This is a genomic window from Lottiidibacillus patelloidae, assembly GCF_002262935.1.
GTDB classification, from domain to species: Bacteria; Bacillota; Bacilli; order Bacillales; family SA5d-4; genus Lottiidibacillus; species Lottiidibacillus patelloidae.
Window position 1 is genome coordinate 319,650 of sequence record NZ_NPIA01000003.1, and the last position, 25,375, is coordinate 345,024.

Annotated in this window: 38 protein-coding genes; 14 read left to right on the forward strand and 24 right to left on the reverse strand. The window is 34.3% G+C overall.

Annotated features, from left to right (window positions below; all coding sequences use genetic code 11):
* Window positions 1-43 precede the first annotated feature (43 nt).
* Window positions 44-652: a YpjP family protein gene (locus CIB95_RS08125; RefSeq protein ID WP_158217585.1), complete on the reverse strand. Its 609-nt coding sequence runs from the start codon at window positions 650-652 to the stop codon at window positions 44-46.
* A gap of 84 nt (window positions 653-736) precedes the next feature.
* Window positions 737-1,045 (reverse strand): hypothetical protein, encoded by a 309-nt coding sequence (locus CIB95_RS08130; protein ID WP_094924058.1) that lies wholly within the window; start codon window positions 1,043-1,045, stop codon window positions 737-739.
* A gap of 60 nt (window positions 1,046-1,105) precedes the next feature.
* Between CIB95_RS08130 and CIB95_RS08135 the strand changes: the two genes are divergently transcribed.
* A complete protein-coding gene (locus CIB95_RS08135; protein ID WP_094924059.1) occupies window positions 1,106-1,309 on the forward strand; it encodes a hypothetical protein in 204 nt (67 codons plus the stop codon).
* Here the strand turns inward: CIB95_RS08135 and kapB are convergent.
* From kapB to CIB95_RS16050, 4 genes are all read right to left on the reverse strand, one after another.
* A complete protein-coding gene (gene kapB / locus CIB95_RS08140) occupies window positions 1,306-1,692 on the reverse strand; it encodes a sporulation phosphorelay system protein KapB (RefSeq protein ID WP_094924061.1) in 387 nt (128 codons plus the stop codon). The two genes, CIB95_RS08135 and kapB, sit on opposite strands and share 4 nt — an antisense overlap.
* Before the next feature lie 29 nt (window positions 1,693-1,721).
* The gene (locus tag CIB95_RS08145; RefSeq protein ID WP_158217586.1) at window positions 1,722-2,378 is read right to left on the reverse strand and encodes a 3'-5' exonuclease; all 657 of its coding nucleotides are present in this window, start codon (window positions 2,376-2,378) and stop codon (window positions 1,722-1,724) included.
* Between the two features lie 206 nt (window positions 2,379-2,584).
* On the reverse strand, window positions 2,585-3,499 hold the full coding sequence (gene trhO / locus CIB95_RS08150; protein WP_198949173.1) for an oxygen-dependent tRNA uridine(34) hydroxylase TrhO: 915 nt from the start codon (window positions 3,497-3,499) through the stop codon (window positions 2,585-2,587).
* Window positions 3,500-3,683: 184 nt separating this feature from the next.
* Window positions 3,684-3,833 carry a YuzL family protein gene (locus CIB95_RS16050; RefSeq protein ID WP_142296480.1) on the reverse strand — a complete coding sequence of 50 codons (150 nt, stop codon included), beginning with the start codon at window positions 3,831-3,833 and terminating at the stop codon, window positions 3,684-3,686.
* 95 nt (window positions 3,834-3,928) lie between these two features.
* On the opposite strand from CIB95_RS16050, the gene CIB95_RS08155 reads away from it, so the two are divergent.
* Both CIB95_RS08155 and CIB95_RS08160 read left to right on the forward strand, forming a co-directional pair.
* Window positions 3,929-4,108, forward strand: coding sequence for an H-type small acid-soluble spore protein (locus CIB95_RS08155; protein WP_094924064.1), 180 nt, complete (start codon window positions 3,929-3,931; stop codon window positions 4,106-4,108).
* A 120-nt stretch (window positions 4,109-4,228) separates the two neighbouring features.
* Window positions 4,229-5,104 (forward strand): GNAT family N-acetyltransferase, encoded by an 876-nt coding sequence (locus tag CIB95_RS08160; protein ID WP_158217587.1) that lies wholly within the window; start codon window positions 4,229-4,231, stop codon window positions 5,102-5,104.
* 332 nt (window positions 5,105-5,436) lie between these two features.
* Here CIB95_RS08160 and CIB95_RS08165 read toward each other — a convergent pair whose 3' ends face one another.
* From CIB95_RS08165 to CIB95_RS08185, 5 genes are all read right to left on the reverse strand, one after another.
* Complete coding sequence (locus CIB95_RS08165; protein ID WP_094924067.1) at window positions 5,437-6,117, reverse strand: MgtC/SapB family protein; 681 nt, start codon at window positions 6,115-6,117, stop codon at window positions 5,437-5,439.
* Window positions 6,118-6,142: 25 nt separating this feature from the next.
* Entirely contained in the window at window positions 6,143-6,610 is a 468-nt protein-coding gene (locus CIB95_RS08170; RefSeq protein WP_198949174.1) for a GNAT family N-acetyltransferase, read from the reverse strand.
* An 8-nt stretch (window positions 6,611-6,618) separates the two neighbouring features.
* Complete coding sequence (locus CIB95_RS08175) at window positions 6,619-7,407, reverse strand: class I SAM-dependent methyltransferase (RefSeq protein ID WP_094924069.1); 789 nt, start codon at window positions 7,405-7,407, stop codon at window positions 6,619-6,621.
* A 68-nt stretch (window positions 7,408-7,475) separates the two neighbouring features.
* Complete coding sequence (locus CIB95_RS08180; RefSeq protein WP_094924071.1) at window positions 7,476-7,904, reverse strand: BrxA/BrxB family bacilliredoxin; 429 nt, start codon at window positions 7,902-7,904, stop codon at window positions 7,476-7,478.
* A 20-nt stretch (window positions 7,905-7,924) separates the two neighbouring features.
* The gene (locus tag CIB95_RS08185) at window positions 7,925-9,058 is read right to left on the reverse strand and encodes a conserved virulence factor C family protein (RefSeq protein WP_094924073.1); all 1,134 of its coding nucleotides are present in this window, start codon (window positions 9,056-9,058) and stop codon (window positions 7,925-7,927) included.
* Window positions 9,059-9,227: 169 nt separating this feature from the next.
* Here CIB95_RS08185 and CIB95_RS16430 point away from each other — a divergent pair, with 169 nt between their 5' ends.
* From CIB95_RS16430 to CIB95_RS08200, 3 genes are all read left to right on the forward strand, one after another.
* On the forward strand, window positions 9,228-10,184 hold the full coding sequence (locus CIB95_RS16430; protein WP_094924075.1) for a C40 family peptidase: 957 nt from the start codon (window positions 9,228-9,230) through the stop codon (window positions 10,182-10,184).
* A gap of 120 nt (window positions 10,185-10,304) precedes the next feature.
* Window positions 10,305-11,234 carry an ABC transporter ATP-binding protein gene (locus tag CIB95_RS08195; protein ID WP_233143978.1) on the forward strand — a complete coding sequence of 310 codons (930 nt, stop codon included), beginning with the start codon at window positions 10,305-10,307 and terminating at the stop codon, window positions 11,232-11,234.
* Window positions 11,227-12,225, forward strand: a complete 999-nt coding sequence (locus CIB95_RS08200) for an ABC transporter permease (protein ID WP_094924077.1) — start codon at window positions 11,227-11,229, stop codon at window positions 12,223-12,225. Before CIB95_RS08195 ends, CIB95_RS08200 begins: the two co-directional genes overlap by 8 nt.
* 31 nt (window positions 12,226-12,256) lie before the next feature.
* Here CIB95_RS08200 and CIB95_RS08205 read toward each other — a convergent pair whose 3' ends face one another.
* From CIB95_RS08205 to CIB95_RS08225, 5 genes are all read right to left on the reverse strand, one after another.
* Window positions 12,257-12,895 carry an HD domain-containing protein gene (locus CIB95_RS08205; RefSeq protein ID WP_094924079.1) on the reverse strand — a complete coding sequence of 213 codons (639 nt, stop codon included), beginning with the start codon at window positions 12,893-12,895 and terminating at the stop codon, window positions 12,257-12,259.
* Window positions 12,888-13,661: a type I methionyl aminopeptidase gene (map, locus tag CIB95_RS08210; RefSeq protein ID WP_094924080.1), complete on the reverse strand. Its 774-nt coding sequence runs from the start codon at window positions 13,659-13,661 to the stop codon at window positions 12,888-12,890. The genes CIB95_RS08205 and map overlap by 8 nt, the downstream gene beginning before the upstream one ends.
* Before the next feature lie 57 nt (window positions 13,662-13,718).
* Window positions 13,719-13,961, reverse strand: a complete 243-nt coding sequence (locus CIB95_RS08215; RefSeq protein WP_094924082.1) for a YhdB family protein — start codon at window positions 13,959-13,961, stop codon at window positions 13,719-13,721.
* Window positions 13,962-14,069: 108 nt separating this feature from the next.
* Window positions 14,070-14,378 (reverse strand): hypothetical protein, encoded by a 309-nt coding sequence (locus CIB95_RS08220; RefSeq protein WP_094924084.1) that lies wholly within the window; start codon window positions 14,376-14,378, stop codon window positions 14,070-14,072.
* Window positions 14,379-15,077: a DNA alkylation repair protein gene (locus CIB95_RS08225; protein WP_094924235.1), complete on the reverse strand. Its 699-nt coding sequence runs from the start codon at window positions 15,075-15,077 to the stop codon at window positions 14,379-14,381.
* A 200-nt stretch (window positions 15,078-15,277) separates the two neighbouring features.
* Between CIB95_RS08225 and CIB95_RS08230 the strand changes: the two genes are divergently transcribed.
* Window positions 15,278-15,601 carry a 2Fe-2S iron-sulfur cluster-binding protein gene (locus CIB95_RS08230; RefSeq protein ID WP_094924086.1) on the forward strand — a complete coding sequence of 108 codons (324 nt, stop codon included), beginning with the start codon at window positions 15,278-15,280 and terminating at the stop codon, window positions 15,599-15,601.
* Between the two features lie 48 nt (window positions 15,602-15,649).
* On the opposite strand, the gene ltaE is transcribed toward CIB95_RS08230, so the two are convergent.
* The 4 genes from ltaE to CIB95_RS08250 are packed head-to-tail and all read right to left on the reverse strand — an operon-like array spanning window position 15,650 to window position 19,795.
* The gene (gene ltaE, locus CIB95_RS08235) at window positions 15,650-16,672 is read right to left on the reverse strand and encodes a low-specificity L-threonine aldolase (protein WP_094924237.1); all 1,023 of its coding nucleotides are present in this window, start codon (window positions 16,670-16,672) and stop codon (window positions 15,650-15,652) included.
* A gap of 24 nt (window positions 16,673-16,696) precedes the next feature.
* Entirely contained in the window at window positions 16,697-17,215 is a 519-nt protein-coding gene (locus CIB95_RS08240; protein WP_233144085.1) for an acyl-CoA thioesterase, read from the reverse strand.
* A 34-nt stretch (window positions 17,216-17,249) separates the two neighbouring features.
* The gene (locus CIB95_RS08245) at window positions 17,250-18,113 is read right to left on the reverse strand and encodes a CvfB family protein (protein WP_094924088.1); all 864 of its coding nucleotides are present in this window, start codon (window positions 18,111-18,113) and stop codon (window positions 17,250-17,252) included.
* 17 nt (window positions 18,114-18,130) lie between these two features.
* Window positions 18,131-19,795 (reverse strand): formate--tetrahydrofolate ligase, encoded by a 1,665-nt coding sequence (locus CIB95_RS08250; RefSeq protein WP_094924090.1) that lies wholly within the window; start codon window positions 19,793-19,795, stop codon window positions 18,131-18,133.
* Between the two features lie 106 nt (window positions 19,796-19,901).
* Here CIB95_RS08250 and CIB95_RS08255 point away from each other — a divergent pair, with 106 nt between their 5' ends.
* Window positions 19,902-20,186: a DUF2524 family protein gene (locus tag CIB95_RS08255; RefSeq protein WP_094924092.1), complete on the forward strand. Its 285-nt coding sequence runs from the start codon at window positions 19,902-19,904 to the stop codon at window positions 20,184-20,186.
* A 28-nt stretch (window positions 20,187-20,214) separates the two neighbouring features.
* On the opposite strand, the gene CIB95_RS08260 is transcribed toward CIB95_RS08255, so the two are convergent.
* Window positions 20,215-20,718 carry a hypothetical protein gene (locus tag CIB95_RS08260; RefSeq protein ID WP_094924094.1) on the reverse strand — a complete coding sequence of 168 codons (504 nt, stop codon included), beginning with the start codon at window positions 20,716-20,718 and terminating at the stop codon, window positions 20,215-20,217.
* 204 nt (window positions 20,719-20,922) lie between these two features.
* On the opposite strand from CIB95_RS08260, the gene cspD reads away from it, so the two are divergent.
* Complete coding sequence (gene cspD, locus CIB95_RS08265; RefSeq protein WP_094924096.1) at window positions 20,923-21,123, forward strand: cold-shock protein CspD; 201 nt, start codon at window positions 20,923-20,925, stop codon at window positions 21,121-21,123.
* Between the two features lie 53 nt (window positions 21,124-21,176).
* Here cspD and CIB95_RS16565 read toward each other — a convergent pair whose 3' ends face one another.
* The gene (locus CIB95_RS16565) at window positions 21,177-21,707 is read right to left on the reverse strand and encodes a peroxidase-related enzyme (protein ID WP_332893191.1); all 531 of its coding nucleotides are present in this window, start codon (window positions 21,705-21,707) and stop codon (window positions 21,177-21,179) included.
* A 151-nt stretch (window positions 21,708-21,858) separates the two neighbouring features.
* On the opposite strand from CIB95_RS16565, the gene CIB95_RS08280 reads away from it, so the two are divergent.
* Both CIB95_RS08280 and CIB95_RS08285 read left to right on the forward strand, forming a co-directional pair.
* Window positions 21,859-22,059, forward strand: coding sequence for a hypothetical protein (locus CIB95_RS08280; protein ID WP_094924100.1), 201 nt, complete (start codon window positions 21,859-21,861; stop codon window positions 22,057-22,059).
* A gap of 134 nt (window positions 22,060-22,193) precedes the next feature.
* Complete coding sequence (locus CIB95_RS08285) at window positions 22,194-22,442, forward strand: DUF2564 family protein (RefSeq protein ID WP_094924102.1); 249 nt, start codon at window positions 22,194-22,196, stop codon at window positions 22,440-22,442.
* A gap of 43 nt (window positions 22,443-22,485) precedes the next feature.
* Here the strand turns inward: CIB95_RS08285 and CIB95_RS08290 are convergent, their stop codons facing one another.
* The gene (locus CIB95_RS08290; protein ID WP_233144091.1) at window positions 22,486-23,142 is read right to left on the reverse strand and encodes a reverse transcriptase-like protein; all 657 of its coding nucleotides are present in this window, start codon (window positions 23,140-23,142) and stop codon (window positions 22,486-22,488) included.
* Between the two features lie 29 nt (window positions 23,143-23,171).
* Window positions 23,172-23,408, reverse strand: a complete 237-nt coding sequence (locus CIB95_RS16500; protein WP_269844979.1) for a zinc-finger domain-containing protein — start codon at window positions 23,406-23,408, stop codon at window positions 23,172-23,174.
* Between the two features lie 55 nt (window positions 23,409-23,463).
* Here CIB95_RS16500 and CIB95_RS08300 point away from each other — a divergent pair, with 55 nt between their 5' ends.
* The 3 genes from CIB95_RS08300 to CIB95_RS08310 all read left to right on the forward strand — a co-directional run bounded on the left by CIB95_RS08300 (window position 23,464) and on the right by CIB95_RS08310 (window position 25,370).
* Window positions 23,464-23,988 (forward strand): hypothetical protein, encoded by a 525-nt coding sequence (locus tag CIB95_RS08300; protein ID WP_094924107.1) that lies wholly within the window; start codon window positions 23,464-23,466, stop codon window positions 23,986-23,988.
* Window positions 23,989-24,057: 69 nt separating this feature from the next.
* On the forward strand, window positions 24,058-24,453 hold the full coding sequence (locus CIB95_RS08305; protein WP_094924109.1) for a reverse transcriptase-like protein: 396 nt from the start codon (window positions 24,058-24,060) through the stop codon (window positions 24,451-24,453).
* Between the two features lie 2 nt (window positions 24,454-24,455).
* Window positions 24,456-25,370, forward strand: coding sequence for a DMT family transporter (locus CIB95_RS08310; RefSeq protein ID WP_094924111.1), 915 nt, complete (start codon window positions 24,456-24,458; stop codon window positions 25,368-25,370).
* Window positions 25,371-25,375: the final 5 nt, after the last annotated feature.

Here is a 25,375-nt window from a genome sequence, read left to right on the forward strand (position 1 = left end):
GCAACTAATTATTTATACAAAAAAACCACTCAAATGAGTGGTTTTAAGCAGTTTTTTTCCATTTAGGTGGCGTATTTTTATCCCAAAATATTTTTCCTATTTCATAATGGTTTTCAAATGAATCTGCATTTGTATGATAGTGAAAACTAAAGAAATGCCCTTGTTTTGGTGGGTTTTCTCGACGTACGTGAAACTTTAAGAAATCCTTTCCAGTTCGCTCATCATAAATATTAAATATTTTTTCTGTTAAGCCTCCTGGAGGGTTACTTGTGAATGTTAAATGTTGAAGAGTATCAACATCTAAATCTACACTCGCTAGCTTTACTGTTTCAACAATCTTAGGTAGAATTTCATTTTCAAAAGAAGCTCCAATTTTTTGATCAATTACGCTACCAAATTTTGATTTCGCTAATTCATTTGCTTTTACGTATGTATTGGCAATGAATCTTTCAACTACTTCCGGTTTAGTAACTGTTTCAGGATATGAATGCAAGACTTCTTCTAAATCAGTAGCCTTATTTTCTTCTACCCCAATTGCACTTGGATTAATCTCATCTGGTTTTTGGTCTATACCAAGATCCGGAATAATTAACCCAAAGGTAAAGATAGCGATGAGGGTTACTAAGAATTTTCTAAATAATAAAACAACCACTTCATCACCCCAATATATATACTTATGCACTAATTATATCATATCGAAGCTAAGATTTCAGAAAATACTATTAATTAAGTAAATTTACCTATTATCTTTATCTCGATTAGTAATTTCTTCAGATACGACAAAGGCTAAATCATCATTTCCAAATAACGATAGTACTTGTAACAAGGTCTCATCCGCAATATCCCCTGCTTCCTCCTTCGATACCGAATTCTCCATCATTTGTGTTAATAATGGATTTCTTTTTTGATCGGGGTAAGCTTTTTCATATAGTGAAATAGGGTCTAACTGATTATTAATACACCATTGGACAAAGACAAGAATCATCATACCTTCATCCGCTTTATATTGTTCAATAATTTTCTTTTCTAATTCTGTTTTATCCATTGTTGAGGATCTCCTTTATTGATTAAATCATTATGAAAAGTGACATATTATATTTAGGAGGTGAATGTCATCGTAACGCTACATATTACCAAAACTGATAATCACTTTGGATTTAATAATAGTTATGTTATTAAAGCTGAAACGTTAATTAATGCTGTAAGTGAAGCTAATGCTTATGTTCCATTTTCCATTAACGAGCAATGCTTGTCCAATTTAGAAAAAGAAGGATTACATAAGCAAGAATTATATGTATTTTCTTGTTAAGACAAATGATAATCTTCCTTTAATTCCTTTATACAATTTAGTGACTCTCTTGCAAAAGTTGAATCCATTTTATTAAGTTCTGCTTCTAATTCTTGGACAGCTTTGCTTAATGATTCTTTGTAAGGAGGAATTATCTCTTCAGTATATTTTGTTACAGTCGCTTTTGGCATCCATGCTTTCTCATAGTGAGCTAATGCCTTCCTTGTATGAAAAAGTGGGACTTCTGTTTGCTTTGGTGCGTGCAAATCACCTTGAGTTGGGTGCTTTAATATAGCGAGTATTTTCAGTAGGATACGATTTTCCTCAATATCAATAACTTCACCTATATAACGACCTGTTTTATATTTGGCACTGGCAATATCACCAATTTGAATATCAGTCATGTTATACCTCCATTCAATCTTTTTAGTATTTACTTTTGTAAATCTGCTAACAGAGCAAATGGGGAGTTCTTTATATTTTCTTCCTCATCTTCTTCTGTTTTATAAACTACTTTTACTGGCTCTAAGAGTTTTGATTCTTGATACGACTTATCATTTTTCTTTAATGAAATTTTATCAAAAGTTTCAATAAATATTTTAGCTGTATTTTTAGCGTCATCTAATGCACGATGCTGCTTTCCAGACTGTTCAATTTTCAATAAGGCTAAAGCTCTTTTTAAACCATATCGAAATCCTCGCTCATTTTCAAATAACATACTAAAGCTTAATTGTATATCATTGTGGTTAATTAACCATTCAATAGGGTGATCATGATAGATAGCATCATTAATCAGTGCCCATTTATCTTCTGGACCCCAAGAACATAAAAAATATACACCTGATCCTATCCAAGAGTGAAAGGACTCTGTTGCTTCTATAAACGATGGTGCATGCCTTACATCGCTTTCAGTTATTCCTGTAAGACTTGTAATCTTCTTATCTACCGTGTCTTTTTTAGGTTTAATAAACTGTTGGAATTCATCTATTACCGTTAGTTTGCCATTGATCTTCTTTAGTTTAACTGCCCCTATTTCAATAACTTCGGAAAGGTGATTAGTCATTTCCAAATCATAAATAATATAGTGCACACGCATACCTCCGACAACACTGATTCCTCAATATTAAGATAAACATATCTTTTATTCTATTATACATTATTTTCCGCATGAAATGACCGCTTTCATTCGTTTTACCAAGCCCATTTATCGTGCTTGGAAATCATATGCACAAAAAGAAAAAGAATGGCATAAAGCCATTCTTTAAGTTTCACTTATTTCCTGCACTATATATAAAATTAAGCTTCTGTTGTTAGTTCCATTTCATATCTATTTCGTGGGTGCTCGCGGCACTCATCCGTACATGAACGTTTATGTTCGTGCTCACACTCTTCACAAGCAACGTGTTGTAAGTTACACTCTGGGTTAGCACAGTTTACATAACGGTCTTCAGATTTTCCACAGTAGTAACATTTCCCGACAACTTTATCCTCTACTTGATTAATAGGTACAGAGATACGCTCATCGAAAACGTAACATTTTCCATCCCATAATTCACCTTTAGCTTCAGGGTCTTTTCCATAAGAGACAATACCACCCTTTAAGTGATTAACGTCTTTAAACCCTTCTTGTTTAAGGAAACCTGTGAACTTTTCACATCGGATTCCACCAGTACAATATGTTAAGATAGTTTTATCTTTATGCTCACTTAAGTTTTCACGAACCCATTCAGGTAATTCACGGAATGATTTAATATCAGGGCGAATCGCACCACGGAAATGACCGATATCATATTCATAGTCATTACGTGCATCTAGCACAATTACATCGTCCCTTTGTAACATCTCTTTCCATTCTCTTGGTTCTAAATAATTACCAGTTAATTCAATTGGGTTTACATCATTGTCTAAGCGTAATGTTACAAGTTCTTTACGTGGTCTTACATGCATTTTCTTAAAAGCATGTCCGTCCGCTTCATCAATTTTAAACCATAAATCTTCAAAACGAGGATCTGCATGCATGTGATCCATATAAGCTTGTGTTTGTTCAATCGTACCCGAAACTGTACCGTTAATTCCCTCTTCGGCAACTAGAATACGACCTTTTAATTCGTTTTCCTTACAAAATGCTAAATGTTGTTTAGCGAATTCCTCAGGATTTTCAATGTGTACATATTTGTAATACAATAATACACGATAATTCATTTCTGACATTTATACTTCCACCTTTCTGTATTTGCAGGATACATAAGGAACGACATAAAGTATAATAACAGATTTTATTCATCTATGGTAGTCGTTTTTGTTATTTTTCTATATGTAAGTTGTTATATGGTTAAGTGCTCAAACAGTGTAGAGGAATATAGAGATAACAAAAGAAGCAGGGAAAACCCTGCTTTTACCCTTTTCGAGATGGTCTTTTCTTCTTTCTTGCTGAGTCCGTTGCGCCATGTTCCGCACCAAACTCAGCTTCATATCCAGTTCCTTGCCCCTTTACTTGAGAGGAGCCTAAGACAGACTTTGATGCATCCTTTTTTCTTTTACCCATACTCTTCACCTCCATTACTATCTTTCCCGAGATGAATAGAAAATTTATTAGCAGGTTATGGTAATAATAATTGCTATCGAAAGGAGGCAGATGAAATGAATATTAACAGAGCAAAGCAAATTATCGATTCTCCAAATGAAATTATTGTTCTACATAACAATGAAGCAGTATGGTTACAAAGTGTTGATGAAAATGCGCAAATTGCTCGCGTTTATACACGAGATAATCCAGATGATGAAAAACAAGTAAACGTAAAAGATCTAATTGAACAATAATATCTCCCAGTTTAAACTTTCCATTAGGAAAGTTTTTTTATATGCTTGAAATGTAGATTTTTTATTTATTAAATTTATAATGTAGATTTTTTATTTATTAAATTTATGAGGAGAATTAGGTTGAGACAAGGATTAATAAGAGGCTTAGGATTATCGAAAAATCAATTAAGTGACATAGGAACATTGGCCAGTATTTGTAATACACACGATAACATTACGATGAAGTTAAATTGGGATTTCTTAAACAGTCGTCCTCAAAATGAATTGCAGGATTTTCTTTATTATGATGAAAATCAATTAGTTGGTTATTTAGCATTATATATATTTAATAATAAGGAAGCAGAAGTAAGTGCAATGGTTCACCCTAAGTATCGAAATCAAGGGATATTTTCCATATTATTAGAGCAAGCAATCCAAGAAGTTAAGCAGCGAAAAATTTATGAATTACTATTTTTCACTGACACTAACTCGAATTCAGGGATATCCGCTTTAGAACACCTTCAATCAACTTATGAATTTTCCGAGTATTTAATGAAGTGGAACAATAATTTACCTCAAGACATGAGAGATCAACTAAAGGTAAGAGTTATGAAAGAAGATGATGTTCAAGACGTCATTAATATCGACAGTCAATGCTTTAACTTATCCAAATTAGATGCTGAAAAAATGTCTCAAGTCCAACTAAATTCTCCAACCAATTTACGTTTTATTGCAGAACTTAATGGCACGATTGTCGGAAAAATCAATGTTCAATTAAATAATTCGCCTGCTTATATCTTTGGATTTGCTGTTTTGCCAGAATACCAAGGTAAAGGATATGGTTTAGAAATTTTGCAGAAGACCATCGTTCACTTGGATAATTTAAGCCGCAACGATATCGTACTAGAAGTAGCTGTAAAAAACTTAAATGCTTTAAAATTATATGAAAAAGTAGGATTTAATAAAGTCACTGGCTACGATTATTTCCGCATCAAACTAGCAGAAAAAAATAGTTAATGAGACCATAATTTTTAAAAGGCTTGGACAAAACAAAAACAGTTCATTCAAGAGACGATAATTATATTTAGAGATAATAATAGTAAATGCGGCGAAGTCAAAATCAGAGACTCCTACGGGAAAGCCCGTGTCCGAAGACCCCCGTAAGAAAGTGTTCTTTGCTTTCTTAGGAGGCTGAGGACGGGCCTGAGGAAAGCGAACGATTTTGACGGAGCATTATTATTTTTTCTTAAGAATATAAGAAAGAACCGAATTCATCTAGATCGTAAATCTGAATGAATTCGGTTCCTTCTTTACTTAAACGCTATTTGTCCCAGTCTCTTCTTAAAAAATTACGTTAGGCTTTCAATTTCAACATTAATAACGCCTTCAATCTCTTTTACATCGTAGTAAACGTCCGTTGTATACCTTTTTTGGCTAACAAAAATGATTAAGTCCATTTTTCGATTCCCATCATCTAAATCCTTCACCTTTACTTTATTAACCTTAATACTTTTTTTATTCATTTCTTGCAACACTGTTGTTAACTTTTTCTCACTGACAACAATCATTTTGATCCTAATTTCCTTTTCTCTCAGTGCTGCTGGTCCTATCCACTTGACAATGATAGGAATAAATTGAACACTTACTAAAATTAATATGGAAACAACTGTAGCTTCTAAATAAAATCCTGCACCTACAGCAATCCCTATTCCTGCTGCTCCCCAAATCATTGCAGCAGTTGTTAATCCGGAAATATAGTCATTACCTCGCCTAAGGATAACACCTGCACCTAAAAATCCGATGCCACTTACAACTTGTGCAGCGAGACGGTATGGATCCATCGGCTTTGAATAAGATTCAGCGTATATTTCAGCCCCTTCAATAGAGACAATCGTCAATAAACAACTGACAATTGATATGACTAGTGATGTTTTGAGCCCTACAGGCTTCTTTTTCATTTCCCGTTCAATCCCTAGTATCAATCCGAGAATTCCAGCAATGCCCAGTTTCATTAAAATAATTGAAGACATGCAATCACCTTAGCCTTCCTGTTAACTAATATTGATAATCCATGACATAAAATGGTTGATTTGTGTTTGAATGTAGGAACTCCCCACGTTTTATAAAGCCCACTTTTTCATACACTTTAATAGCTCTTTCATTAAATGTAGCAACGGTTAAGCGGAAGTTGACTTTATTTAATTTTAGCTTTGCAAATTTTAATCCTGCCAATAAAAAGGCGGCCCCTAACCCTCTGCCGGTTAATGCTGGGTTTAATCCTAAGCCTATATCGATTGGTCCATTATTATAACCCCAGCCAGGAACTTGAGCGTCTTTGCCTAAGCAAAAGTACCCTATTAACTGGCATTCATTATTAATGACCTCATAATAATTATTATTCATTAGCTCCTCAAAGACATCTGTATTCATGTTATATAAATCATATGGTTTTTCATATTTCCAAGAACATATCTCTTTTGCGTTTTCACTTGTCATTTTTTTTATAATAAATTCATTACTCATAGTTAACCTCACATTTTAGTATCATTACATTCTATGTAGCCATAATGAAATTTTGCTGTTGGCCTTTTAATTACTTTAAAGCCAAAATGTTGGAAACGAGTACTTTGCCAATGGTCTTTTAAGACGACCCGTTTTTTGGCAACCCTTTTCGCCTGCTTTATAGCGTTCTCAGAAATAGTTTCATAGATAGCTAATTGTTTGACTCCTTTAATACCGTCTGATTCAATGATCGAAGTATCAAACATCGGATCAAAATAAACGACATCGAAACTATTATCAGCTAATGTAGGCAAGTAGGATTCATAATTTTCATTGATTACGTTAATCCTTTTCATCGCATCGTCCATACTAGGTATTTTTGTTTCCCATTGCTTCAGTCCATTAGCTACTAAATAAGCTAAAAAACGATTTCCTTCCACACCTCTTACAATTCCATATTCGCCTACAAGGTAACTAGCTAGAATACTTTCTGAAGCTAATCCTAACGTGCAATCGAGAAAGCTGTTTCCAGGATTTAATTCTGTTACTTCTAGGAATGGGTCAGATTCTCCTCTTTGCAAGCGTTTCAACCGAAACATTGCTGAGTTTGGGTGAAAGAAAACTGGTTCTTTTTCATGTAATGGTAAGATTTCTAGCCGTTCCTTACCAACAATTAAGAGGTCATCAGCATACATCTCGTGGAGCTTACCAGTGGATAATTTTTTTCGAGGAATATAGGTCAATTGTAAATCACTTGCTACCTTCTTTGCTGTCTCTATCATTATTTCATTGGTACGTCCTGCTGTAGTAACTATCACCTTTTACTCCTCCTAACTGAGCGTATGAAAAAGGGTACCAATTAGGTACCCACTCTTACTTTACTGTTTTAACAGTATTGCTCGTAAGCTGCAATTAAATTTTCTAAAATTCCTTCAGGTGTATTATCTTCGATTTGTTCTCTAGGAATAAAATGAACGACTTGATTTCCTTTCAATAATGCCATAGAAGGCGAAGACGGTTCAATATCACCAAAATACATTCTCATTTTGCTAGTTGCTTCTTTATCTTGTCCTGCAAACACTGTAACCGCGTTGTCAGGTCTTGTTGGATGTTTAAGTGAAGCAACAGCAGCAGGTCTTGCCAGTCCAGCTGCACAGCCACATACTGAGTTTACAACAACTAAGCTTGTACCAGTTGCATTTTCAATAAATTTGTCAACGTCTTCAGCAGTAGTAAGTTCTGTAAAACCATTATTAGAAAGTTCTTTTCTCATCGGTTCTACCATCTGTTTCATATATTCATCATAAGCGTTCATTAAAATCCATCTCCCTTTATTTACTTCGATTCTTTCATCGTTTCAGTCATTTGTTTCCAGACAGAGCCTTTTGCTTCTTCCCCGCCTTCAATTCTCGCTAATGCCATTTTAACTTGCATGCTTACTTCAAACTCTGAATCATTCTCAGCTTCTTTTAGAGCTTGAATAGCACTTTCATCGCCAACCTCATATAAAAACATTGCAGCACGCCAACGAACAAGTTTATTTTTATCTTTTAATGCGGCAATCATAGTAGGAATGGCTTTTGTATTGCCTAAGTCAGACAAACAATCTCCTGCCGTTCTTCTTATCGTTATCGCTTTATCTTTCATTGCTTCAAACAATAATGGTAAGATTTTGTCTTGATTTTCCTCAAGCATTCCAATATATACTACAGCTAGCCTACGGATCGAAACCTTTTCATCTTGTAGCGCTTTCTCTAATAATGATAGATCTTCAATTTTCGGGTTGTAACGATCTAATGCTGCATATCGCACCTTCCAATCATCACTTTGAAGCGCTTCTTCTAGTTCCTTAGAGCTGGTAGAATTAACTGTATTTGTTGAGGATGTTCCTTCAAGTGCTTGTTTAACTAGTCTCTCTATTCTTTCCTCTGGATATGCGGCAATAATTTCTTCAGAAACTTGGTTGCCTATTTCTTTGAGGTCTCCGTATCTTACGCCAGACTCTTGCCACTTTCTTTCAATAACTATATTTTCAGATGTTTCTTGAGCTTTCATCGCGGCATTTTTAAAGACATCAGGGAGGCCAACACGCAATTCCTCTTCACCTGAAATTAATTTAATTTGCATCGGTATGTTACGGAACATTTGTACATATACTTCCACTTCACCAAAGTGGTCATTTAGTTCTTTAGTTCCTTGTTGTAACTTAACTTCTTCACCAAAAGCTTGACGCACTTGAGGTAAAATCTCTTTCCAATCGAATTTCGGGTTTCTTTCAAGTGCGATAAAATCAGCAACATGGTAAAAGCTTTTGACGCCTTCAATAGAAAGTAATTGTTTTGCATATGTAGGCAATTCATTCATTTGTTCTTTTTTATAATTTCTAGTTTCCCCACTTGGTAATGTCTCATTTAAAACAATTTTCATTGTGTTAGGACTTGGGGTAGGTTCTATCGTCATAATTCTCATTTTTCCTTACCCTCTCTTCATATCATATTAGTTTGAGTGTACCATATTAATTTGAACTTTTACTAATCATTTACTTCATAAAGGACATGCATTCCGCATATTTTCAATATATGGCTTAAAATCTGATTTACTTCTGAAAGTTATTAACAAACTAAGGGGGCGACAAACAATGAGGAAATCGCCTAGTGTGAAGGAACGTTTATTCATTTCCTCTGTCATGACAGGAATGGCTATTGGCCTAACAAATACTGCTGAATCCTTTGAAAACGAATATTTGGATTTACCACCTATTAAAGGGCACGAAGAGATTAATAATCTGACAAAGAATTTAGAAAAACTAAAGCCTTTGGAAGGGTCTTACCCGAATAAGTCCATCGACGTCTATACAATGGCAAGTGGTAATTCAACGTTTGACTATGATTTCACTGTTATTGAAAATGACTCTGGAATTGTCAAACATATTTATGCTCCCTCTGATGTAAATATTGGCACAGTACAAATACGTTCTTTTAATGAAAGTGAATCAAGCCTAGAATTGTCAACAGTACAACAAAAGCTACAGTTACTTGGCTACTACTCTGGTATGATTGATGGTATTTATGGGGCAGCTACAAAAACAGCAATTATTAAATTTCAAGAAGAGCACAACTTACCAATTACAGGGATTGTTACAAGTGAAACCTATAATAAAATTAAAGGAATTAAATTAATTGTTAAAAAAGAAACACCAAAATACCCTAAGCAAACGAAGCCAATAAAAATTAGTGAAGATTTTATTACAAATGCAAAGCAATATATTGGCACTCCTTATGTGTGGGGAGGAACATCACCTGCAGGATTTGATTGCAGCGGATACATCAATTTTGTTTTCAACCACTTTAAAGGCATCAAACTCCCTAGAACTGTTAGTGACATTTGGAACTATACGATTCCTGTAAAAGAACCTGCTGTTGGTGACATCGTCTTCTTCGAAACATATAAACCAGGCCCTTCACATGCAGGTATATATTTAGGGAAAGGAAATTTCCTACATTCCGGAATTAATAAAGGAGTCACAATAAGTAATTTATCTACAAGTTATTGGAAAACAAGATATTTAGGAGCAAAGCGAATTGTTCAACAATAGTTGCCAGTAGATGCTGGCAACTTTTTTGTGAGTTATTTTTGGAAAAATTATCTAGTACAAATCAAATGCAACATGTAAAATATTACATAAGAAAAAATTTGTTACTTCGGGGGTATTTAAGTGGAATCAAATTCTACAGTATTAGAATTGAAACATGTATCAAAAAAAATCGGAAGAAAGTTACTAATTGATGACCTTTCAATGACAGTGAACAGTGGCGAAGTGTTTGGGTTCTTAGGTCCTAATGGTGCAGGAAAAACAACAACAATTCGGATGATTGTTGGTTTGATGAAGATTTCTAGTGGTGAAATATTAATTAACGGAATTAGTGTAAAAGAGAACTTTGAAAAGGCAATGGCTCACGTCGGTGCAATTGTTGAAAATCCAGAAATGTATAAGTTTTTATCAGGCTATGACAATTTGAAGCACTATGCTCGCATGGTGAGTTCTGAAGTGTCTGACGCTCGAATTAATGAAGTTGTTGACTTAGTAGGATTGAATAACCGTATTAAAGATAAAGTAAAGTCTTATTCTCTTGGAATGCGCCAAAGATTAGGACTCGCACAAGCACTATTACATAACCCGACATTACTAATTTTAGATGAGCCTACAAACGGCCTAGACCCTGCTGGTATTCGTGAGCTTCGTGACCACTTAAGAAAACTTGCAAAAGAAGAAGGTATTTCGGTATTAGTTTCAAGCCATTTATTATCGGAAATGGAACTAATGTGTGATCGTGTTGCGATCATTCAAAACGGGAAACTAATTGATATCCAACCTGTTCGTGACTTAGAAGAAAGTTTAGCGTTATTAACCGTAGCATTTAAAGTGGACCAGCTAGAAAAAGCTCAAACTGAAATTTCGCAACTTATAGAAAAAGAAGTCTTAATAAAAGACGATATGTTAATTGTTCAATTAAAACAAGATGAAATTCCAACTGTAAATAAAGCTTTAGTACAAGCTGAAATAGGAGTATTTGGCATCTCTACTGTATCTCAATCACTCGAAGATAAATTCTTACAAATTACTGGAGGTGAGGAAATTGTTTAAATTGTGGCTGAATGAAAACTTAAAAATATATAAACGTTTGCGAACCTGGATTATGTTTGGTTTATTATTTCTATTAGTAATTGGTGGATCAATTGTTGTAAAAGTGTCTGAAGATATGTATCAGTCAGAATACGAACAACAAAATAAAGATTGGAAAGATTATGAAAGAGAAAAGATAGAACATTTAAAGAATGAATTAAATAGTGAACATATGGATGAAAAGTACAAAAGCTATCTTGAAAGAGAAATTGAAGAAATTGAGTACAAACTTGAGCATGACATCGCTCCAACAGCTCCAATATGGAATAATATCGAGGGAGCAACAACGATGGCATTTCAACTACTGACATTGTTCGTTGTAATTATTGCGGCAGATATTGTTGCAAGTGAGTTCACTTGGGGAACAATCAAATTATTATTAATCCGTTCAGTAAGCAGAACAAAAATATTACTTGCTAAATATTTAGCTACACTATCTTTTGCACTATTATTATTAGTTTTACTTTTCGTGTCAATTTTTACAATTAGCGGCATATTGTATGGTTTTGATGGGTTTAACCAATCACTAATCACTATTACTCCTGACGGAGAGATCATTAAAAAATCCAGGTTTTTAAATATTTTTCAATCTTACGGGATCCAATCCGTTTCATTAATTATTATCGTAACGATTGCCTTTATGATATCAACAGTTTTTCGCAGTAGTTCTTTAGCAATCGGTATTTCTTTATTGACATTATTTATGGGATCTACAATTTCGATTGCCTTTTTCGAACTTGGTTTTGAATGGGTAAAATATTTCTTATTTATCCACACTATAAACTTGCAAGAATACATGATAAGTGGTCATGTGTTAATGAGGTATGATGAGATGGGGAATCAGGTTGCTCTTGGAACATTAGGTCAATCAATCACAATTATTTCTATCTACTATATAATCTTTTTGTTTATTGCTTGGTTTATTTTCAATAAACGTGATATAAAAGCATAAAAATTACGCACTAGCAAAGGCTAGTGCGTTTTTATTTTTGCTCCCATTCATCTAAAAAAGTCGTAACAAACTCAACCATAAATGCGTGCTTTTCCTCAGCTAATTGCTTAGCACTCCTAGTATTAAGCAAATCCTTAAGCTTAAATAATTTTTCGTAAAAGTGATTTATCGCAGAGCTCTTTTCATTCCGATACTGTTCTTTCGTCATATCAGTTCGAACTGGAATTGTTGGATCGTACATCGCTTGTCCTTTTGCACCAGAATATGCAAAAGTTCGTGCAATCCCAATAGCTCCAATAGCATCTAATCTGTCGGCATCTTGGACAACTTTCCCTTCAACAGTTTCTACACCTTTACTGTTTCCACCTTTGAAAGACATGGATGAAATAATATTAATAATATGTAAATTTTGTTTTTCATCTTCATTATGTTTTGCTAACCATTTTCTAACTTTTTCTAACCCTGCCGCTTCAGAATCATTCATTTTTTCATCTGCTACATCATGAAGCAATGCTGCCATTTCACAGATAAATACGTCTGCATTTTCTTCTTTAGCTAATTTTAATGCAGTTTTTCTAACGCGATCTGTATGGTACCAATCATGACCACTGCTGTCATTTAGGAAAAACTCTTTTGCAAATTGTTCTGCTTTATGTATGATTTCATTCATTACATCTATCATCACTTTCTTTTTGATCTGTTAAAATTTGCGGAGTGCCATCAGTTATTGCAACTGTATGTTCAAATTGCGCTGACAATGAGGCATCTACGGTTCTAGCTGTCCATCCGTTATCATCCATTTTACTCATATAGTCCCCGATGTTTACCATTGGTTCAATAGTAATGACCATGCCTTCTTTTAAACGTTGCCCTTTACCTGGTGGACCAAAATGAGGAACTGCAGGTTCTTCATGAATTTTCGTCCCAATTCCATGACCAATAAAGTCTCTGACTACCGAAAACCCTTCAGCTTCCACATAACTTTGAATTGCGTGGGATATATCACCAATCCGATTACCCACTACTGCTTGTTCAATACCTCGATAAAGTGCTTCTTTTGTCACTTCCATTAGTCGTGCTGATTCAGTAGTAATATTTCCAACAGCATATGTCCAAGCGGAATCTGCTAACCACCCATCTAAATTTACAACCATATCGATTGTAACGATATCTCCGTCATTTAATTTTTCTTTTCTTGGAAACCCATGGCATATTTCATCATTTATAGATGCGCACGTGGCATATTTATAGCCTTTGTACCCTTTTTGTTCTGGTGTCGCACCGTTTTTTTTGAGGTAATCTTCTACAAAATCATTAATTTCCATAGTAGAAATACCTGGCCTTATCATCTTACCTATTTCTTGATGACATGAGGCTAATAAAGATCCTGCTTTTCGCATGTTTTCAATTTCTCTTTTCGATCGAAGAATAATCATGATACTTGACAACTCCTTTCATAAAGCTGAACAGGCAGAAAAAAACTGCCTGTTTTATTAAAATGCATATTCATTATATTGTATAGGTAGTGACTCTGTCGCATGTGTTATATATTCAATTAATTGCTGTCTTTTCTTTTCAACATTTTTTATATCTTGTTCAAACTTAAACGATAAGATAAATTGTTCTATTTTTTTTGATAAGAGATCATCTTTCGTTTGTACCATTAAGATAATAAGGTCTTGGCAACATAAATGACTAGCGTAATATAAGGCTTTATCATATTCTTGAGTATCCATACAATACTTCCCCCTCTCGGTCGAGGTACTATTAGTGTATGGCATTAACTAATTTTTACTTTATAGAACAATTGCATTTCTGTTCAATATTAACCAATTCATAAAACATTAGTCAAAACGCTTCGGTTCAATTCCATCAAAAATTTCTTCTAAGTCCGTTATCAAATTAATTTGTAAGGGTCCTGGTATTTTTTCATACATTTTTTCAATTTCAGGCATCTCTTCAAACTGTTCAAATGAAGTCGGCTTTTTATGAAGTGTTTGGTACCATTTTCTTAACTTATCAATGTATTCATAATATGTTTTCTCAAAGAGTTCGGCAGCGTCTGCTCCTTCATCACCACTTAACGTTTGCATTCTATCCCAATAAGTTAACATTGTATTAAATTTTTCGGTTACGTGATTAAAATCAATCATTTACATTCCTGCTTCTTTCTTCTTTTTATTAATCACTTTCATCCCTTCTCTTTTACTTAATGGGGAAAGTTGATCGTTATTTTCCTCTATAAATACGGTAACTGCAACTGGATCAGTTTTAGAGTATTCACGCAAAGCCCAACCAATTGCTTTACGTATGAAAAATTCATTGGAGTGTGCAAGTTTTGAAATAATATTAAAAAGCAACTCCTTATTTGTATCTTTTTTATACTTCAATTGAAAAAGAATTGCTGTACGATTCAACCATATATTATCTGAACTCAACCACTTATTTACATATGTTTCAACAATGGTTGGATTTTTTTTGAGAATTAATCCTAAATAATTCGGAGCAATCGCATCAATTGTATCCCACCAAGATTTATTGGTAATAAGATCCTCTAAGAACGGGATATCAGTTTCTGATAACTGCTTCTTTTTTTTATCTAGAATGGATAAAGCAATATATTGGTATTCCCTTTCTGGTAATTCCCATAACAAGTTAATTATAGTGTGTAAGTCTTTCCCTTCAGGAATACCGTATTCTTTAAAAAATTGTTTCGTTAAATCAATTCGTATCGGAGATGGAATACCTAAAAATTCAAAATGATCTTTCATATATTTCTTCATTGGAATAGCTTTTTCATTATCACGATTATCTTCAAAGTGCTTTTTCAAATGCCCTATATATTTATTAATAACCACAAAAAGTCCTCCGCTAGTTAAAAAATTTGAATAATGAGTTAAATTAAGGTAACTTTAGTAATTAATACTATCTTAAGTCATCGTATAATAATCAGTAAAGCTAATCGCTTCTCTTTTTGATTATTATTGACGAAACTCGGGGAAAATTAATTGTATAAGCTTTTAAATAATTTATTGGGAGTGGAAGAATAATTATGCCAAAAATAACTGTACCTGAACATGGGACATTCGAAGTTGAAAATGGAAAGAAATTAGTATTAGCGTTAGAAGATAACGGAGTACATATATTACATCGTTGTGGAGGGAAGGCTAAGTGTACATCTTGCCAAGTTGAAATTCAATCTGGCTCATTACCTGAACCTAACGAAGCTGAACAAGCTGCAATTAAAGCAAAAGGTGTTGAAGAAGGAATTCGCCTTTCATGTCAATGCTTTGTTACAGAAGACATGACAGTTAACCCACTTAAAACTGTTGAAAGTACTGGACTAGATGCAGGCCCTCGCCCTGAAGATGAATAGGTAGCTGTATAATGAAAAGAAAACGACGCATGGTAGCGTCGTTTTCTTTTATTTTAAACAAGCGTTTAACTTTTGCAAAACTTGCTCAATGTTTTCATCGGTAATATGATAATTCGTCGTAAAACGTACAGTTTCACTTCCAAATGGAACCGCTAAGACTTCCTGTTCCTTAAGCCTATGTAAAAAGTCATCTACTGATATATTGGTTTTGGAAATGTTTACAACAATAATGTTCGTGTCTACTTCATTTTCAACTGTAATGTTTGGAATTTCGCGTAATCCTTCTGCTAATCGTTTAGCTCGCTTATGATCCTCTTCTAAGCGGTCAACCATTTGCGTTAAAGCAACAATGCCAGGAGCGGCTATAACACCCACTTGTCTTAAGCCACCGCCGAGGCGTTTACGCCATTTACGAGCATCCTTTATAAAAGGGGCAGAACCGGCAATAACAGAACCTATAGGTGCTCCAAGACCCTTTGATAAACAGACTTGAATTGTATCCGTTTGTGCACCATACTCACTTAGTTTTGTATTTGAAGCAACTGATGCATTAAAAAGTCGCGCCCCGTCCAAATGAAGTGGAATATGATGATTTTGTGCAACTGAATAGATGTCTTTCATATTTTCTATCGGAACCACAGCTCCGCCTGCTCGATTATGTGTATTCTCAAGACAAATTAATGAGGTTTCTGGCATATGAATGTCATCTACTCGAATGGAAGCTGCTACATCCTTGGCACTCATTTGTCCTCGATTACCTGAAATAGTCCGTGGTTGAACACCAGCAAAAGCTGAAATTGCCGCTCCTTCATAATAAAAGATATGAGAATCTGCTTCTAATAAGATTTCATTCCCAGGCTGACAATGTGTTAATACAGCGATTTGATTCCCTTGCGTGCCGCTAGTAACAAATAACGCGTCTTCTTTACCTAACATTTCAGCTGCAATTTCTTCAAGTTTTCTGACAGTATAGTCTTCTCCGTATACATCATCGCCAACTTCTGCATCATACATCGCTTTTCTCATCGCTTCCGTTGGTTTTGTAACAGTATCACTTCTAAGATCGATCATCATAATTGCTTCTCCCCCACACAATCATTCTCTTTCCCATGGTTTTAAATGGCCAATTTCACCCGCTATTTTCTTACTTTCTTCTCGTCTTATTCTTCTGCGTTTTGCCCGTTCAGGTGCGGAATTGTGTAACCAAATTTCTTCATCTGTTTCAGGTATTACTTTTGCAATATTTTTAGGTGTACCATTTTCATCAACTGCAACAAATGTTAAGAATGAAGTTGCACATACATTTCTGTCTCCAGTTAGTAAGTCTTCAGCAACAACTTTCACAAAAACTTCCATCGATGTTCTGCTCGTCCAAGTGACAAACGACTCTAAACAAACCGATTGACCTTCATATATAGGATGTAAAAAATCGACAGAGTCGGTGGAAGCAGTTACTACATTACTTCGAGCATGTCTCATTGCCGAAATTGCCGCAATATCATCAATATATGACATTACTTTTCCACCAAACATCGTATGGTGGTTATTCGTATCAGGTGGCAAAACGATGCTTGATTTAACCGCACGTGTATTTTTTACATAATGGATTGGTATTGATTTATTAGAAATAAAAACCACTCCTCATCAGTTATTGTTCAGTCTTTTTTATTTTAGTCCATCCATCTATTTGTTCAATTTTACCTTCTTTTAATAAAGCTCCTAAGGCACGTTTGAATGCACCTTTACTTAATTGGAAAGTACTTTTAATAACTTCTGGGGACGATTTATCATGAATTGGCATTGCACCATTGTTATGTTCTAAATAACTGTATATTAGTTCAGCATCTGTTTGGAGAGCTTCTTGTTTTCTTGGCTTTAATGACATGTTTGCTGTACCGTCTGCTTTTAAAAATGTAATTCTACCTTTTACTTTTTGCCCTAGCCTTACTGGTTCATCCATTTCACTTTCATGAATGAAGCAAATGATGCGGTTTTCAGTAATAATTTTTACTCCTTCTTCGGCAATTTTATAAACCGTTCCAGAAACATCAGCATTGTACATTTCATCCTCAGCAAAAACTGCTTGTTGTTCAACTGCTTCTAATGACATTTTTGCAAATAAACGTCCTTTTTTATCTGTTGTTAATGTACAGTAGATTTCATCGCCTTCTTTTGGCCAATGGGAAAATTTTTCTGGTAAATCGTCACGTGAAAGTAAAATATCTTTTTGAATGCCCATAGATAAGAAAGCTCCTAGTCTTCCTCTTGTTCCAACTACTTTTAACCATGCAAAAGAGTCTAGTGTGACTAAAGGTTCTGCCATTGTTGCCGCTAAACGGCCACCGTGATCTTGATATAAAAATACAGTTACAACCTGCCCGATTTTCAGACCACTTGCTGCTTCTTTTGTATGTAAGAAAACTTCGTCATCACCTTCTTTTAAGGTATAACCATAATCATTTGTATTATAAACGGTTAAATCATATTGTTTTCCAGCCATTAATTGACTCATATAAATACCTCTCTTCTTTAAAATAAACCTTTTGTATTGCCATTATCATCAATATCAATATTTAAAGCTGCAGGATTTTTAGGTAACCCTGGCATTGTTAATATATTCCCTGCTAATGCAACAATGAAACCTGCACCAATTGACGGTTTTAACTCATTAATTGTAATCGAAAAATCCTTTGGACGTCCTAACAATGAAGGATCATCTGACAAAGAATATTGCGTTTTAGCGATACAAACAGGAAGTTTGTCCCATTTGTATTGTTGGAATAAGTTAATTTGATTTCTTGCCTTTTTTGAAAATACTACATCTTTAGCACCATAAACCTTTTTAGCTATAGATGCAACTTTTTCTTCGATTGTTTCATCATTACTGTATAGAAAAGAAAAATCACTTTCCTTTTCCTCACAAATGTTGACTACTTTTTCCGCTAAATCGATGCCTCCTTTTCCACCATGCTCCCAAACTTCCGTTAATGACACATCTACTTCTTTCTTTTCACACCATTTAATTATATATTCCAGTTCTGCTTTTGAATCAGTTGCAAAGCGGTTTATCGCTACAATAACAGGAAGACCAAATGTTTGGATGGTCTGAATATGCTTTTCTAAGTTTTCTATACCTTTTTCTACGGCAGTAATATCTTCTTCTAAAAGTTCGGTTTTCCCGACACCACCGTGCATTTTAAGTGCTCTAGTAGTTGCTACTATAACGACTGCTCTAGGTTTCAATTCTCCAATTCTACATTTGAGATTAAAGAACTTTTCCGCTCCAAGGTCTGCTCCAAAACCAGCTTCAGTAATGACGTAATCAGACAACCCTAAAGCGGTTTTCGTTGCAATTAAACTACAACATCCGTGTGCGATATTAGCAAAAGGACCACCATGGACTATTGCTGGAGTGTTTTCAATTGTTTGTACCAAATTAGGATGCAATGCTTTCTTAAGCAAAACAGTGAGCGCACCTTCTACGTTTAAATCCCTGACTGTAATAGGTTCTTTTTGATAGTTATAGGCTATGACCATTTTAGAAAGTCGATCTTTTAAATCTTCTAAGCTTGTAGCTAAACATAATATAGCCATAATTTCGGAGGCAACAGTGATGTCAAACTTGTCTTCTCGTGGTATACCGTTGAAAGGACCACCTAAACCAATTGTTACATTTCTTAACGAACGGTCGTTTAAGTCAACAACGCGGTTTATTATTACTCGGCGTGGGTCTATATTTAGTTCATTCCCATGGTGAATATGATTGTCTAATAAGGCTGCAAGAGCATTATTAGCTGTAGTTATAGCATGGATATCGCCTGTAAAATGAAGATTAATGTCTTCCATTGGTAGTACCTGACTATATCCACCACCTGTGGCACCACCTTTCATACCTAAAGTAGGCCCAAGTGATGGCTCACGTAATGTAACTACCGCATTCTTATTTATACGGTTTAAGGCTTGCCCTAAGCCAATTGTTACAGTCGTTTTTCCTTCACCAGCTGGTGTTGGGTTTATTGCAGTAACTAGTATTAAGTTACCTTGCTTATTTGAAGAGCTTTCAGTATTTAACTTGGCTATGTATTTTCCATATGGCTCCCAATCGTTTTCATTTAAGTGAAGATTTGATGCTAGTTCACTTATGTTAGCTAATATAGCAGATTGAGCAATTTCAATATCATTTTTCGGCTCCATTTTTTACCTCCAACACATTTCTTACTACTATTTTAACCAAACATTACATACATTTTCATCTGTTGACCATATTAACTATGACAGTACTTTAAAGGAGGATCATCCAATGGCAAATCGAACAGATATTGACGAACATATTAAAAGTGCAGAAAATACATTAGAAACAATTAAAGAACAATTAGACAAAGCGAGGCAACAGCAAGGTGCTGACATGGATGAATTCACGCAGGCTCAGCTACAACTTGAACAAACTTATGAAGATTTAGATGCAATGATGCGTTCAGCAAACTCTCAGCAACGTTACCAACTCCAACTAATCCAAAGACAAGTACGGACTGCCCAACATGAGATGATTCTAGCTGGGCAAACTAATGAACATTACGAAGGATAAATTGATGCCTGTTTTTAGGCATCTTTTTTTATATTAATTGTAAATTATTCAACGACCTTACACATGAATCAACCATTGGGGATAAATCATCGATTTGCTCTTCTGTTATTTTACGTTTGAAATCAAGTGTAATCTCTAACGTCATTTGTTCCTTATGATCTAAATTGTAACTTATTGTTCGTCTCATTTTCGGTTCATTTAACCAAACTTCCTTCAACTTTTTCTCTATTTCCTCACACGTTTTTTCATATTTTATTGGCCACCTAAAAGTAATAAAGATATCGCAGCCAACATCTTCCTTAGAGTGAATTTTTTCATCTACAAACTCATGAATTCCCGAATATAATTTAATAGTAACTATATTTGCTGGTCTTTCGTAGGTACAAAAGGACATTTTAAATGTTCTCGACATCGAAGCCATATCCATGATGTCCTTTCTGTTTATTACTTTAATTTCCTGAAAAAGGTCACGGTCATAAACATCCCCTTCAAGAACAACTTTTAAGTTTTCAAAGACAGTTGGATCAAACATTATTCGACACCCTTTTCTCTTGACGATTTTTTTCAAAAAAGATAAAATGCTTATGAAACATTATAAATGAATACATAGCTCAGTTAAAATAAAATGATTTACGTCTTCTGACTAATCTGTGATTTTACTTCGCTTTTGTATGGTAATGGTAATGTTTTAATATCTTTTGGTACAATGTACCACGAAACACAGGAGGAATTCTTTATGTTAAACGGAAAAGTAAAATGGTTCAACTCTGAAAAAGGTTTTGGCTTCATCGAAGTTGAAGGTGCAGACGACGTATTCGTACACTTCTCAGCTATCCAAGGCGAAGGTTTCAAATCATTAGAAGAAGGTCAAGAAGTTTCTTTCGAAATCGTTGAAGGTAACCGCGGACCACAAGCAGCTAACGTTACTAAGCTGTAATTAAAACTTATAGTTTAGGCATTCATACAATGTATGAATGCCTTTTTTTTACGCTATTTTTCCTCTAATTGAACACCGAGTCCTTCAGCCATTCGGTTTACAAAGTTAAAATATGCTGCAATTTGACAAATATCAAGAATTGCCCGATCAGAAAAGCCGTGGTTACGTAGCTGATTAACGTGTTCATCTTTAACACTAGCAGGTCGTCTAGTAAGTTGCACTGCATATGACAGCATTGCTTTTGTTTTTTCATCTAAAGAAGCTTCCAAGTAATTTTCCTTCAGTTGCAAAACAAGTTCCTTGTCTTTCGTCAACATATGGAGCGCCGCCCCATGATGCTCCATTCAGTAAAAACACTCATTTTCAGCAGAAACGACTGTTGCGATCATTTCTCGCTCTGCTCTAGTTAATGGACTCTTCTTATACATAATCGTCTTATAGTAGTTGTAATGAGTTTCTAATGACTCAGGAAATAAGCTATGAACTTTTAATATGTTTGCTACTTTCTTACCATAGTTTTCATACAATTCTTTAAGCTTTCCTTCTGCTTCATGTTCATCAATCATTGTTATTCTTGAACCCATTTCTCACACTCCTTTTTTATGCTTAGTTAAATAATAAACTAATTATATATTTAATTACTAGAATATTCGAATAAATAAACATCAGCCCTCTCCATTTATAGGACAGTCACATAAAATATGATGAAACAAGTTTTGTCTAGGAGGTGATGGGATGGATTTGTTAAAAGAAAAGCTATCTTCAAGGAAGTTTATTATTACTGTTGCTGGGGTTATTACTATCATATGTAATGATTATTATGGACTTGGCCTTGAAAAAGAAACAGTTTTAAGCGCTATTGGTTTAATGATGTCATATGTCGTAGGTCAAGGATATGTTGATGGGAAATATCAACAAAACAAAAATAATAAATAGTAATACCTCTCTTTCCTCCTCTTAGTCCTCAAAAACTTATCCCATTAAATAAACAAATCCTAATTGCATAATTCATTCATAAATACCAAAAAATTGGTCATCCTACAAAGATGAAAGGGTAGGTGGATGAATTTATGTCAGAACCATTCAATGAAGTAAAACAACTAGAGATGTCATTAAAAGCTGCGCAAAACATGGTAGGTAAAGCTACGATGGCTATGGATGATAATCTCCTACAAGCAGCTACTGAAGCAGTTAACAATGCTCATGCGCAATTAAATGCCTTAAGCAATAGTGGTCCAGGCACTGATGAAGAATTACTCGCTCAATCAAGACAGTTATTAGCTCAGTGTGAAGAACAAATTAATGAAGCTAGAAGATAAAAGACGACAACTTGTCGTCTTTTATTTTTACTTTTTGAATCGTTTAGTCAATAATTTCAATAACACTTTTTACTTTTATGTCATTCAAAGCTTGAGTAGCTAATTTGTCAGCTTCTTTATTTTCATTTCTATTTATAGGTTGATAATTAGGTCTAATTTTCAATACTTTAATTTTGTCTTCAATACGATCAAGCCATTTACTTAACGTTTCATCATGACATGACCATTCCCCCTCTAGTTGTTTTAAGACAACTAAAGAATCTCCTTTAAAGGTGACAGGAATTGAATTTACGCCGAGCTCTTCTAGTGCACTAATCATACTCCAAAATGCTGCATATTCCGCTTCATTATTGGAGTCAATATAAGGTATAATCTCATTTTCTCGCAAACGGTATTTTTTTGTGCCTTTTTTATAGTAAATTACGATTCCGGCAGACCCAATATTTTGCGATGTGTCAAAGCCTCCATCAAAATATGCAATTATATCATGTGGCTCATCTACGATAGAGTCTAAATACTTCTTTAACTCCTTTTTCATTATTTTAAAACCGTCTTCATCAATAATTTCTAGTGATTGTGTTCGGGCATTTGCTTCAAGGTCTTCATAAAGAAAAAGTGCTTCTGCTGGGGACATCGTTTCCGACTGAAATGAAATAGTCTTCTTTGTTCTTTTCATTTGGTATTGCCAATTCACATACACTTTCAATATTTCATCCTCCAGTTCTTTTATCACATTAATTTCTTACCATAACTCTGAAGTTTTTTTCCTATAGTACAACTTTGTAAACAAAATCTGTGCGCTTGTCGTTTCCCTTCTTCTTGTTTGTTACAGTGATATAATAAACAATCTTCGCAGTACATATCTAAAATTCCAGTAACTTTCATTAGAATGTCATGTTTTTCCACATTATCATCTCCAAGTAATACAAAGTTACAATTTTTAGTAGCTTTAGAACTTACCGACATAAGCACTTTTTTTCAAACGAAAGGTGTAAGACAAGATATCGAGAGGAGTTTCATCATGAAGATAGTAGCATCTTATGAACCATTAAATATAAATCGTACTAAGACTGATCCTTTTTATTGTGAAATGCATTCTAGAATGCAACTGCTAGGACTATTAATGCCATTTACAGAACAAATAAATTGGGACAAAAATCACGGGAACATGATTTTATCTGGTAAAAAACAAATTAAAAATTTAAAGAGGGCAGCTGCTAAAAATGACGGACTGTTCCTGTGGTATGCTCAAATTAAGAAAAATACTATTTATAAACAACTTATTCAACATTCCTTAACAGATGGCTATATATTACCTTTATCTTTTGCCGAACCATTCTCAATAACCGCCGACGGAAAGACGCTTTCATTTTGTTCTGCTAAAAAGCTTCTAGATGAGTGTACTTGGTTAGAGATATATTTAAACACTAACTATAAAAATACTGAAGTATATAACGTATGGGAAAAATTGAAGACGTTATGCCAAACTAGTCTTGCATTAAATACACCTGTTAAATTAACCTTATCAAACGAAGAAGAAAGTTAAATATCTATAATATCCTTTCCTTGCTTTCCATTGTATAATTAGTTGGAAGCATTTAAGGGGGATTTAAAAGTGATAGAAATTTACATCGATGGTGCAAGTAGCGGTGATCCAGGGCCAGCTGGAGCTGGTATTTCAATTCATAAATCAAAAGGTAATGTTGAAAAAATTTCAAAGCCTCTTGGAATGGTAAGTAACCATGAAGCTGAATTTTTGGCGTTGATCATTGCGCTCGAATATTGCATAGAGAATGAATTTAATGTAGTTTCAATAAAAACTGATTCTCAACTTGTTGAACGAGCAGTAGAAAATAAATATATAAAAAACAAAGCATTTAAAATACATTTAGATAAAGCTTTACTTATGATAGATAAAATAGAGTTATTTTTTATTAAATGGATTCCTACGAAACAAAATAAAGCAGACCAATTAGCGAAGCAAGCTATTCGCTTAAATAAAGAGGTGTGACTATGAATAATAAAACACTTTTTGCGGATAGTAGTTTACTTTTTGTTGCTTTTATTTGGGGAACCACCTTTGTTCTAGTTCAAAATGCAATTGATACGTTACCTCCACTTGCATTTAATGCAGTGCGTTTCTTTATTGCTGCAGCTTGTTTAATCATTTGGCTTGTTTCAATAAATAGAAAAAAACAGGTTGCAAAAGTATCCTTAAAGATTATTACTTCTGGAGTCATATTAGGAATACTATTGTTCGCTGGATATGCATTTCAAACGATTGGACTATTATATACGACAACTTCTAAAGCTGCATTTATTACAGGATTAAGTGTTGTATTAGTTCCCATATTCTCCCTTATTTTATTTAAGCAAAAGCCACAACTCTTTCCTGTAGTGGGCATATTTTTAGCTTTAATTGGCTTATACTTACTAACTATGATCAATACATTCGGTATTGCTTTTGGCGATTTGTTAGTTTTAGGTTGTGCTATTTCCTTTGCACTGCACATCATTTATACAGGATATTTTGCTAAAAAACATGAGGCACTAATGTTAACAGTCATTCAGATTACGACCGTTTCCATATTAAGCTTTACCAGTTCTTTACTTTTTGAAGATTGGAAAAGTGTTTTTTCCTTACAAGTGTTGTTGAACAAAGATGTCATGCTAGCAATTGGAATTACTTCTTTCCTTGCTACTGCACTTGCATTCTTTATCCAAACATCTACACAACAATATACTACACCAACGAAAGTCGGAATCATTTTTGCAATGGAACCTGTATTTGCAGCATTAACAGCTTTTCTCTTTACTAGTGAGACATTAGGAAAATCAGCTATCATCGGATGTTTCCTCATTTTCTTAGGAATGATATTAGCAGAGCTTCCTGCTATTAAAAAATTAAAAAGATTAAAGCAAGCATAGCGCTT